Below are 11328 nucleotides of genomic sequence, written 5' to 3'. Positions count from 1 at the left end.
GGTGATGCTGCAGCTCAATATAGCCTTGGGGTGATATATGCCGAAGGCAAAGGCGTTCCCAAACATTATACTAAAGCATTTGAATGGACTCAAAAATCTGCCAATCAAGGGCATGCTATAGCTCAACGCAATCTTGGGGTAATGTACGCCAAAGGAGAAGGGGTAAAACAGAATATCGTTTCTGCAAAAGAGTGGCTTGGTAAGTCTTGTGATAAAGGCTATCAAGATGGTTGCGATGATTATCAAAAACTTAAGGAGTAAAGTTGTTAATTCACCCACTTTAGAAACCGATTGTTGGTATAGAGAATATTTATAATCAAGAAAGCCCTAAAAAACTGGCCGCACAGCCATCTGTTTATTTTCTACACTATGAATTAAAAGGCTTCTAAATACCTATTCTGATATATTTGAGTTTTTACAGCCCAATTGATATCCATTTTCACAAGCTTTGATAAAATACTTTTTCGCTATAACTATATTTCGACGTGCGCCTATTCTATGACGTGCTCCTATGCTATTGAGGTGCATCATACCAAGGTTATATTGAGATCTAGCATCGCCTTGATTGGCGGCTTTTAGATACCACTTAGCGGCTTGATAATCATCCTTACGTGCACCTTCGCCATAGCTATATATTGTTCCAAGTTGGTATTGGGCAGGAACATATCCTTGGTCAGCGGCTTTTGTATACCACTCGATAGCTTTAGGATAATCCTGACGTACCCCTTTACCCTCGTAGTAAGCGTTACCAATGTTGAATTTAGCTTCAACATCACCTTGGTTAGCTAATTTCTGCCACTGCTCAACGACTTTGGCATCATTTTGACGCACACGACCGCTCTTTCGATGCGGTACGCCATTGATGAATTTCCTTGGTCCAACTCCTTGGTCAAAAGCTTTTATGCTCCACTCTTCATGTTTATCGTAGTCTTCACTTGTACCTGTGCCATCGTAATTGTAGTAAGCCCAAGCAAGTTCGTATTGGGCCTTAGCATAGCCTTGGTTAGCAGATTTTGTGAGCCATTCAATAGCTTTAGAGTGATCCTCATCTACCCCTTCGCCATCGTCATACATTATGGCAAGGTTGTATTGGGCAAGATCATATCCTTGGTTAGCAGATTTTGTATACCATTCAATGGCCTTAGCATTATCCTCGCCTGTACCTTCGCCATCGTCATACATTACTGCAAGGCTATATTGAGCCTCAGCATTGCCTTCATTGGCTTGTACTGTAAGGTCTTCAAATTCTTTTTCAACAGCTGATTTTACGGCTGAAACTACGTTTTGAGGCCTACTCATCTGAGTATCAATGACTTTATGACATCCTGTGAGCATCAAGCCAGTCAGTAAAAATGTTGCTAGTCTTTTTTTCATAGCTGCTTGTCCTGTTCGTTAATCAAGGTAACACTATAGTTTATCAGCTGATCTAATCGGGTGTACCACAGACAGACACATTCAATTTCGAATTATAAGTGTTGTTTTTAAGGGAAGGATGCAGCCATCTTCGGTAATTTCACAATCTGATAATCATAGATAATACAACGTGACTCACAACTAGTATTATGATCAGCGGGTTGGAGCTGACTTAACATCTGCCAATTCGTCCCGTCCTTTGATCGAAGTACTTGCTTATCTTTATTGGTAACAACGAAATCCTCTGATGAGGGCGATAGCTTACTGATGTAATAATTAAATCTACTGCCATCCTTTGGTAGCTTATTACATGTCCATTTTTTATCATGGTAAATATAAAGATAACCATCAGTTTGTAATAATAGGATATCTGAATTGTGTTGTAGATTGCGTGGACCTGCACTTAATAGATTTTCAGTGGATAAATCGCGCCAATTAGTCAGATTATTAGACGCATAAAGAGCCATAGCGTCGCCCGTTAGTAAATACTCACCAGCGAAATAGTCAGCATCGTAAAAAGCAGACACATTTTTTATTTTTTGTTGCCTCCAGCGCGTACCATCACGACTGGTAGCTACTAATCCGTATTGACCAGTCGCGATAAATCGCCCATTTAGATAACGAATGCTAGTAAAAGGATTGCGGCCTTGAGAATAAACCTTCTCCCAATTCATGCCATCTTTACTACGTACAATGACGCCAGTATTATTATATGGTGGTACGCCCTCACCTGCATCATAAAACCATCCATCAGCAAAGATTAAGCTTCTTCCTGACACAGGTATTCTTGAAGGAGCAGGTGTCCAATCACGACCATTAACAGAAATATAGGGCTGATAGCCAACTTCAGCAATCACTTTGGGAGAAGTTATAGGTGCTACTAGAGATACAAACACGCCATTGCCCTGTGCTATGAGACTTCCAGGCGCTTCAGGCATAACCTGCCATATGACTCCTGTTGGGCTATTATCAATGGTAATTGGCTTACCTGCATCGCTTAAAGTGTTTTTACTAATAGGGCTAACGTTACTGCTTCCAGGTTTTAACGGTGAAGTTGACGTACTCGCACAGCCAACGACTACCCCACCAAGGCTTATGGTAAGAGGAAATATCAGAGCGTTGACATTCATAAGAGCGCGTACTTTAAGCATAATCATACCCTGTATAAAACAGCCTGGAATCTAACTAAATAAAATGTGAGTGACGTTTGCATAATGCGATATGCCCCTACTCACTATTCCTCACTATCCAATTCTATTATCCTGCCACTACCAATCAATCTTGCTACGGTTTATTCACCTGACCTAAAAATAATATTGCATCGGTTTTATTGTCTTTAATCACAAACATAAACGGGTGATCGGCTTTAAACGCGACTGGTGGATACATAGAACCAGATATGTCTACGGCAACGACGCCTGTCACTGCTGCCGCCTCTGTTCCTATTTCATTAACGTCGATCACTGCTTGATGATGAATATCGTCAATGGCGATGGGCGTGCTATCTGTAAATACATTAAATTTAGCTTGATTTCCAAACGCGCTTGGCATACCCATATCCGTCAGCACTGCCTTCATCGGGTAGCCCTCATCTATCTTAAACTTTGGTAGATTCAGAAGGACATCTTGCTGCTTTAGACGTTTGGTCAAATCGGTCATTTGTGTCGTTGACAAGTTCTTGATAAGCGTCTGCATGGCTGACGGCTCTTTAGACTTTGGTAAAACCACTAGCATTGATAATTCATTGCCCTTATAAGGCAGCTCAACGACTTGTACTTGCTCATCTTCGCTATACCTAAATTCAGTATTCTGGAACATCATATCTACATCACTGGTTGTACCATCGAAATAATGAAAAGGCATATCACCACTGACCGTGAAACGACTGAACCAATCCGCTTTAAAGTAAACTGCATTGGTCAATATCGCCGAGGTATTCGGCTGAACACTCTCTTTTGATAGCAGTTCAGGAATCATCTGATTGGTATGTTTGGCTATCTTGTCATTAATCACTTGTCGAGCAGCTGCGGTGTTGTTTTTAAAATCAAGCGTGTTGATCTGTCCACCATAGTAGCGTTTTACTGTGTCGACATAGGCTTGGTTGGGAGTACGACCCTGTTGCAGCCATAAGTCATTAATGATGTTCAATTTATAGTTCGGGCTGGGTTTGTTAAATTTATTATAGAGGGCGGCACTGTTTGGATTCAGGATTGGTAAAGACGGATAGTAGAAGGTTTTTTGAATTTGCGCTTTGGTGTCACCCTCCGCTGCGGCATACAGCATGGCTACGGCACTGGTTAGGCTATAAGGTGAGAAGAATACGTTAGCGTCCACTTGCTTAGATTGACCATTTAGCTGTTGATACATCGCCACTGCGAATTGGTTGTTAGCATTGACAACGGCGCTTATACCTTCAGATGTTGAGACAGAGTCATCCGCAGTATTAGGGACATCTTTGCTATCAGCTTTAGAGTCCGACTGCTTTTTAGTCTTGTCTGACAAGGAAGGTATATTGGTGACTGATTGGGCAGCTTTGGTGTTTACGAAGCTATTATTACAGCCAGTAATGGCTAACACTAAGCCGCTAAGGGCAAGACTACCGACGATATGCTTGTTCGTCATAATTTTTATTGGGTTGTGGTTATTCATAATGTTTTATACTTTTGATATTTGAAGGATGCTTTGATTATATACAGGGGTGTAAACTGACTTAGTAAACAAATGCTAATAAGTTCTGAGATAATAGATGAGTCAGCAATAAGCGTATGAAGTATTTATGAAAAAAATTGTGTTGAAATGGCTGGTTATACTAGTGGTGTTGGCTTCCGCAGTTTGGATATTTTCAGATATCGTAAGCGTGAAAGAGACCAAGTCATTTAGTAGCAGTGACGGTGATATTCTAAATAGCCCTGCGGCCGATAAAATTTCCAGCTTCCTCACGATTTTCAGTAATCAAGGGAATGAGAAGCAAATATTCTATGAAAAACTTGATAAGCTGGAAAACGTTAATCATGAATTAGATGAAAGCGTATAAGCAGTAGAAGATAAGACGTCTGAAGACAAGTAAGACTGTGAGAAGTAAGAATGTGAGAAGTAGTATTTATTTTTGACGGTGCGAACGAACCTAATTGGCTAACGCTATATTTTAATATTAACTCTGGTGACAGTAGAATGCTTAAATGGATTGTGCTTTATATTTTTCTTTGCTTACTCTTCAGATGGCTTATTTTCTCTGACATTACAAAGAGATTTGGCTCTTGGGGCTGGACTTCAGATCAAAACAAACTCTACCTGTCGATTATGTGGCTGTTCTCAACCTTTGTATTCTTGTACGGCATATTCAACAGTAGTTTCCGCAATGCTTTCTTACTAGAGTATTTGTTTTAAACGCGCTCTTCTTTTTATAGTCAGCAAATCATTATTAACCATCCAAATCAGAGCAGGTCATGAAACCTCTTAATTCATTAGCAATGTGGGAATCCATAAAAAAGATAGTTGGAACCGACAGCTGGGAGAGCTACTTCAATAGACATGGGGCGGATGGTAAATTGCTAGATACTGATGACAATGTCAGCTTCATTAATCCAACTAATGATAAGGCCATCAAACTGTCTTATGATTCGAGTAAGGAGAATCTCATTGATTACTGGCTCAGTAATTTTGGCGATGAAGAGTCAGGCAGTGTTGAAGTGCTTGATATTTATTATAGTAGTCAATATGAATCTCTACCGCTTATTAAGCGTCTCATAAAAGATTGGCTTAATGAGGGTTAAAACACTTAAATAAATAGGGTGCAATAAGCTTTATTGTCTTTATCAAATTCTTTGCCAAGTAGCTTAACCGGTCTCAACGTCTCCCCACCGTCGCTTGAGACCATAACCATCAATTCTTGATCTTCAAAAGTATTCAACTCCTCAATAATTTGAGCGATACTTTTTTCTTCAGTGCCCCATTCATTTTGGATAATCATAGTTATCATCTCTCTATAATCGTTTAAGGTAGGTACTTAACGAGGTATGCTGAGACTGTCTCAACAATCTTAATCATTTATTTGATTAGCCTACAGCTAAATTCCAACTCCCTACTTGGGAGGCGCACCCGTTTGATCATATCAGATCAGTAAGTAAAATATAAAAAATGAATGTTGATATCAGCAATGGTATTAGATTAACAGCTCCCTTTAAGTCAGCTGCTTTGCTTTATCAGCCACGCGCATATCAAAACCACAATCAGAGCGTTTATTCTTATCTGCCAAGGTTAAGTCGGATTGTGGCAGCGGCTTATTTGAAAAGTTTGGTTGTATGGCCTGGGTTAACTTATTGAAATCACTGTCGCTCATATCTGTTGCGGCAAGTGATTGGTCTAACCCGCTTTTGGCTTTCTTAAGATGATTGTCCGCTGCTGTGCTCTTAGTCGTACTCGTACTATATAGCGCATCACAAGACATCAAACTTAAACCAAATATCATTAAGCCTGTCACTTTATATAAAGCATTCATTGCAACTCCTTATTTTATATAGCTTACGTTTCCACAGTTTGTCATTAAATACAGGGGCGTTATATCCACTGCCCAAACCATAACTTAACCTTTCCCCAAAATGATGTTTGAGGGTGGCTGTATTGTTTGGATGCACTATGCGTACTGCCTGACTCGGTGCTATGGCTCAACTCATTTTTATTAGCATCGCTAGGGAACGCCGCGTTCAGCTTATCGCAAGTAGGATATTTGGCTTGCAGCTGCTGTAAATAATATTCCTGAGCCTCTCCTATAAATCCATCTAGTATGCCAATACCATCGTGGCTATCATGGCGGCAATTGCCGTTTTCTCGGTTCCATGCTAAAAAAGGCACTAAAGGTTTGCCAATTATTAATTTGTCGTCTTTACAGTCTAATGTTGCCAGTGATACTACCGTATAGTCTGCTGGTTTCCCGCCATCTTGGTTATAAGCCAAACCAATAATTAAGTCATTGGGCTGAATACTTTTGAAGTCAGAATGAGTTTGCCATTGCTCAGGTTTGGAATAGAAAAACCACATTTTAAGGGTGCGAAAGATGAAGCGTGGATTGCTAAATTGCAAGTCAAAACCTTTTTGCTGATTATCCAGTAGCGTGGGCTGCGATGATTGCAAACGAGCAATAAATGCATCGTCATCTGAATGCGGCATACAAGCCCATACAGTTCGCATGGACAAAAATAGTATAATCAAAATAGGTATGCGATATAAAAAACGCATTTAATGTTTTTCCTTATCCATAACATTCCACCTTTAGGTCACAAACCATACGTTATCTAATTGGCATTTAGGTTGAGGTTTAATACGTTCATCGTCAATGGTACTGGCGAGGCCGGGAAACCTATAACCTTCACCTATTTTATATTCTCTAAATGGGCTACTTTGGTATAAAAGGACACCGTATGAACTATTTTGGCGCAAAACAGTATTGTCAGAAAAGCGAGTGGTGTTCTTTGGAAATACCAGTGCACTTTCTCGACTCCTTTCGCCGAAGAACTCTATATCATGTTGGACGACCAGACAGTTATCCTTAATCAGAAGCGTACCGTCCGTAATGTGAGTACCGTCATCTATTGAGCTTTCATATACCGGAGGATTGTATTCTAAGATCTCTATTTTCTCCTCAATAGCTTCAGTCAACACTTTTTCTTTTTCCTGAAGTGATTTATCTACAGGCGCATCCTTAGCGGCACAGCCTGAAAACAATAGAGTCATCACAACAGCCGAGCAACTTAAGGTATTCAATTGAAAACGCTGCATGTTTAATCTCTTCAAAATAAATATTGCTACGGCTTATTCACCTGACCCAAAAATAATATCGCATCGGTTTTATTGTCTTTAATTACAAACATAAATAGATGATCGGCTTTAAATTCGACGGGATAAGACATACCAGTGTACATACCTACAGCCGCTGTTGCTGCTGCCGCTTCCGTGCCTTTTTCATCGACGGTGACTACCGCTTGATGATAAACCTCATCGAGCTTTATCGGTGGGCCATCAGCATATAAGTTAAATTCAGCCCCATTATTAAACGCTTTTGGCATACCCATATCAGCGAGCAATTTTTTCATCTGATAACGCGCATCTAACTTAAACTTTGGCAGATGAAGGTTCACCTCTTGTCTTACTAAGCCTGAACGCCATTGCTTAATCTTAGTTGCACTTAAACTCTTAGCTAATTGCTGCATAGCAAGTTTATGATTGAGTTTGGGTAATACTACGAGCATAGATAGGTCATCGCCTTTATAAGGTAATTGCACGACCTGTATATGTTTGTCCTCATAATAGTCAAAATAAGACTGTTGCCGCATCATCTGGACGGTAGAGGCTCTACCGATAGCATTATAAAAAGGCTGGGTACTGGTGCTTTCAGCCGTAAAAGGCAGGGTCCAATTCCCCTTAAAATAGATGGCATTGGTTAGCACCACGGCAGTATCAGATTTAATGCTACCCTTGGGTAATAATTCAGGAATTAACTGCTTGGTTTTATCGGCTATCTTTTTATTGATGGTCTGACGCGCAGGATCAGGACTGTCTTCAAAATCAAGAGCGGTCACTTGGCCGCTGTAATAACGCTGTACAGTATTCAAGTAGTTTTGGTTGAGACGCAACCCTTGTTGCATCCATAAATCATTGACCGTGGCAAGCTTGTAGTCGGGATTGGGTGTATTAAATTGGTTATAAAGCGCGGCGCTATTAGGGTTTAGGATAGCTGGTCCTGGATAATGAAACGTCTTCTGAATTTGCGCTTTCGTTTCCCCTTCGGCTGCGGCATAGAGCATGGCCATCGCAGTAGACAAGCTATACGGTGAGAAAAATATATTTTTATCTACTTGCTCAGACTTGCCGTTTATCTGCTGATACATATCAATGGCGAATTGATTGTTGGCAGTGACGACTTCAGCAATACCCTCTGGTGTTGAGGTCAAAGCCTTTACCTCAATCGGAAGCGCTTGATAGTTAATAGTTGGCTGATTATGAGGAATGGTATCTGTTACAGCACCCGTTCTATTATTTCTTATATTACTGTCACAGCCACTGACTACGAATAATAGGCTACTAATCGCTAATGTATTCACAACGCTTTTATAATTCAAAGCTTTAAAAAGACAACGGTTCTTTCTAATCATATTTAACTTTCTCAGTGCTTAGCAAGCATTAGAAGTCCTTAGCCAGTCACTAGAAAAAGTATGGAATCAGGACAATTTGGAATAGTTCTTTTAGTTAGTGTATCAGCTATAGTAGTTGGTATAACACCGCCACCTAACCTAATATAATCCCCATCTCTATATTGCTTGCTATTATAAGTTAAGATGTTTTGAGTATTATTCCAGACCACAGTGTAAGATGCGAAAATAGGTTGTACGGCACTCCCATTTTCTAAAACAACGACTACACAATTTTCTTCTACTCTTAAATTACCACTTAGTGCGGCTGTATAGCCTCCTACCGCCTCACCATCCTTGGGTCTCTGTGTTTCAAAAAAAGCGAGTTTAGAATATTTTAAAGATTTTGCTTGGTTATTAATACTATTAACATCTATATCCTTTTTAGAGTCATCTTTTGGTGGCGTTAAAATAGTTTGAGCGCTAGGTGTTTTATTTGTTTCAGTTATAACGCTATGGCCTATAGAGCTTGTATTACAGCCACTAACGACTAACAATAAGCTAGTAATAGCTAATGCGTTTATAACACGATTATGGGCTGCATATCTAAAGCAGCGAATTGGGTCATTTTTCATATCGAGCTCAATAATAAATTATAATTAAAAGAATGGCTCTATTTCGGCTGCTGTATAGGGAGCTACGCAGCTGTATATTTGGCGATTTTAAAATAACTGATTAACTTTGTATTCATCATCCCATCTCTTTTGTATTAACGTTTTTAGCTCCTCTTCACTTTGGAATGTGCTGAAATCTTCCCCGTACCACTCTATTAGAGCGTCCTTTGTTATCTTATATTCTTGATGTTTAAAATTAAACGTTATCCACTCTGCATTTTGAATCAACGCAAATAAGTAAGTGGCATTATATATCACGGTCCTTTTATCATTTTTTTCTGACTCTGACCCATCATAATTTAAGATGATCCCATAGGGTGTCTCTTTTGTTTTAAGCTCGAGCCCCCTGAAGTTATCTGATTGCATAGAGCGATTTACAATATTGATGACTGCACTATTATCACCAACATAGGCATTCTTGTATTGAAACACATCTTCTTCAGTGGTCTTCGTATTACATCCACTGGCGACGGAAATCACTAACAGTGAACACGATAATAATTTAAGTATTTTTTTCATAATATCTCATTAATAGTCAGTTAAGTCTTATTGCTATCATTCGCTCTTTTAAGGCTTATTCACTTGCCCCAAAAACAATATCGCATCGGTTTTATTGTCTTTAATCATAAAGATAAACGGATGATCGGCTGTAAACTTAACTGGCTGATTTATAGGAGCAGAAGCTTCTACTGCTACAATGGCTGTCGCTGCTGCCGCTTCGGTCCCTTTTTCATCGACAATGACCACTGCTTGATGATAAATATCATCAATTTTTATCGCTAGAGGCTCATCAAATAGTTTGAATTTGGCTTTGTCTTTAAAAGCGCTTGGCATACCCATGTTTGATAGCAAACCTTTCATATCGTAGCGCTCTGCAAGCTTAAACTTTGGCAAGGAAATATTTACTTCTTGAGTGACTAAATCTTTATTCCATTCTTTAATCTTATCAGCACTCAAATCATGCACTAGCTGCTGCATCGCGGCTTTGTCTTTTGATTTCGGTAATACAACCAGCATAGACAAGTGGTCGCCCTTATAAGGTAGTTGCACAACCTGCACTTGCTTGTCCTCGCTATAGCCGAAATCAGCCTGCATATTCATCATTTTGACATCAGAGGGTTCGCCTGTGAGGGGATAAAAAGGCTGCTCATAGGTGCTATTTGCCTCAAAAGGCATTTTCCAGTCGCCCTTAAAGTAAACCGCGTTGGTTAATACTGCAACAACACTAGATGGAATGCTTCCCTTTGGTAGTAACTCAGGAATCATCTGATTGGTATGTTGAGCAATTTTTTTATTAATGATGAGCCGCGAAGGATCAGGACTACCTTTAAAATTAAGGATGGTCACTTGACCGCCATAATAGCGTTGTACGGCATCGACATAGGACTTAGTAGGTGTTAGCCCTTGCTGCATCCATAAGTCATTGACTGTGGCGAGCTTATAATCAGGATTGGGTTTGTTAAATTGATTATAGAGCGCGGCGCTATTGGGATTGAGAATATCCATTGAGGGATAATAAAAGGTCTTCTGAATTTGCGCTTTTGTTTCCCCTTCCGCTGCGGCATACAGCATGGCCATCGCCGTAGACAGGCTATATGGCGAGAAAAATACGTTTTTATCTGCTTGGTCAGGTTGACCATTTATCTGCTGATACATATCAACAGCGAACTGGTTGTTGGCATTGATGACTTGCATAACGCCATTCGAGGTTGACGCGGAATCATCAGCAGCAATAAAGCCATCTTTGCTAACGGCTTTATAATCGGAGTTATTTTTATTCTTATCTGACAAGGATATATTATCTAAGTTTGATGCGGTATTGGCTACGCTGTCAGTAGGCTTAGAATCTTTCATAGTGCTATCACAGCCACTGACCACAAATAATAGACTACTGATAGCCAATGCACTTATGATACGGTTACCATGTGCTTTTTTAAGATAACAATACTGATTATTCTTCATATCTGCTTCACTAATAATGTAGAGTTAAGATGATGCCATTCTAGTATCATCTCTATACAATCGTTTAGGGTATTTTGGTATAGTCAGTCCACAATAAAATTAGTACAACCCATATCATGAAATAGCTTAGGTAGATTATTCTCCACCCAACCTTG

14 protein-coding genes are annotated in these 11328 nt (G+C 39.8%); 3 read left to right on the top strand and 11 right to left on the bottom strand.

Features of this window, described 5'->3' with window-relative positions; genetic code table 11:
* Positions 1-261 (top strand): tetratricopeptide repeat protein (locus JMX13_RS13045; protein WP_201613203.1); only part of this gene is annotated, 261 nt, incomplete at its 5' end.
* A gap of 132 nt (positions 262-393) precedes the next feature.
* Here JMX13_RS13045 and JMX13_RS13040 read toward each other — a convergent pair.
* The 3 genes from JMX13_RS13040 to JMX13_RS13030 form a co-directional block, all read right to left on the bottom strand.
* A complete protein-coding gene (locus JMX13_RS13040) occupies positions 394-1374 on the bottom strand; it encodes an SEL1-like repeat protein (protein WP_201613202.1) in 981 nt (326 codons plus the stop codon).
* 107 nt (positions 1375-1481) lie between these two features.
* The gene (locus tag JMX13_RS13035; protein ID WP_201613201.1) at positions 1482-2543 is read right to left on the bottom strand and encodes a hypothetical protein; all 1062 of its coding nucleotides are present in this window, start codon (positions 2541-2543) and stop codon (positions 1482-1484) included.
* A 154-nt stretch (positions 2544-2697) separates the two neighbouring features.
* Complete coding sequence (locus tag JMX13_RS13030) at positions 2698-4062, bottom strand: serpin family protein (protein ID WP_227686330.1); 1365 nt, start codon at positions 4060-4062, stop codon at positions 2698-2700.
* A gap of 127 nt (positions 4063-4189) precedes the next feature.
* Here JMX13_RS13030 and JMX13_RS13025 point away from each other — a divergent pair, with 127 nt between their 5' ends.
* Both JMX13_RS13025 and JMX13_RS13020 read left to right on the top strand, forming a co-directional pair.
* Positions 4190-4447 (top strand): hypothetical protein, encoded by a 258-nt coding sequence (locus JMX13_RS13025; protein ID WP_201613200.1) that lies wholly within the window; start codon positions 4190-4192, stop codon positions 4445-4447.
* 412 nt (positions 4448-4859) lie between these two features.
* Complete coding sequence (locus JMX13_RS13020) at positions 4860-5186, top strand: hypothetical protein (protein WP_201613199.1); 327 nt, start codon at positions 4860-4862, stop codon at positions 5184-5186.
* A 5-nt stretch (positions 5187-5191) separates the two neighbouring features.
* Here JMX13_RS13020 and JMX13_RS13015 read toward each other — a convergent pair whose 3' ends face one another.
* From JMX13_RS13015 to JMX13_RS12980, 8 genes are all read right to left on the bottom strand, one after another.
* Positions 5192-5383, bottom strand: a complete 192-nt coding sequence (locus JMX13_RS13015) for a hypothetical protein (RefSeq protein ID WP_201613198.1) — start codon at positions 5381-5383, stop codon at positions 5192-5194.
* A 210-nt stretch (positions 5384-5593) separates the two neighbouring features.
* Positions 5594-5911 carry a hypothetical protein gene (locus tag JMX13_RS13010; protein WP_201613197.1) on the bottom strand — a complete coding sequence of 106 codons (318 nt, stop codon included), beginning with the start codon at positions 5909-5911 and terminating at the stop codon, positions 5594-5596.
* A gap of 59 nt (positions 5912-5970) precedes the next feature.
* Positions 5971-6579: a hypothetical protein gene (locus JMX13_RS13005; RefSeq protein ID WP_227686329.1), complete on the bottom strand. Its 609-nt coding sequence runs from the start codon at positions 6577-6579 to the stop codon at positions 5971-5973.
* Positions 6580-6681: 102 nt separating this feature from the next.
* Positions 6682-7188, bottom strand: coding sequence for a hypothetical protein (locus tag JMX13_RS13000; protein ID WP_201613194.1), 507 nt, complete (start codon positions 7186-7188; stop codon positions 6682-6684).
* A gap of 26 nt (positions 7189-7214) precedes the next feature.
* Positions 7215-8510, bottom strand: coding sequence for a serpin family protein (locus JMX13_RS12995; RefSeq protein WP_227686328.1), 1296 nt, complete (start codon positions 8508-8510; stop codon positions 7215-7217).
* A gap of 89 nt (positions 8511-8599) precedes the next feature.
* Entirely contained in the window at positions 8600-9172 is a 573-nt protein-coding gene (locus JMX13_RS12990) for a hypothetical protein (protein WP_201613190.1), read from the bottom strand.
* A gap of 87 nt (positions 9173-9259) precedes the next feature.
* Positions 9260-9730, bottom strand: a complete 471-nt coding sequence (locus JMX13_RS12985) for a DUF4825 domain-containing protein (RefSeq protein ID WP_201613188.1) — start codon at positions 9728-9730, stop codon at positions 9260-9262.
* Between the two features lie 48 nt (positions 9731-9778).
* A complete protein-coding gene (locus tag JMX13_RS12980; RefSeq protein WP_201613187.1) occupies positions 9779-11173 on the bottom strand; it encodes a serpin family protein in 1395 nt (464 codons plus the stop codon).
* Positions 11174-11328 lie beyond the last annotated feature (155 nt).

It is taken from the genome of Psychrobacter immobilis, assembly GCF_904846285.1.
Classification (GTDB): domain Bacteria; phylum Pseudomonadota; class Gammaproteobacteria; order Pseudomonadales; family Moraxellaceae; genus Psychrobacter; species Psychrobacter immobilis_D.
This window is presented reverse-complemented; position numbering and strand designations above follow the sequence as displayed.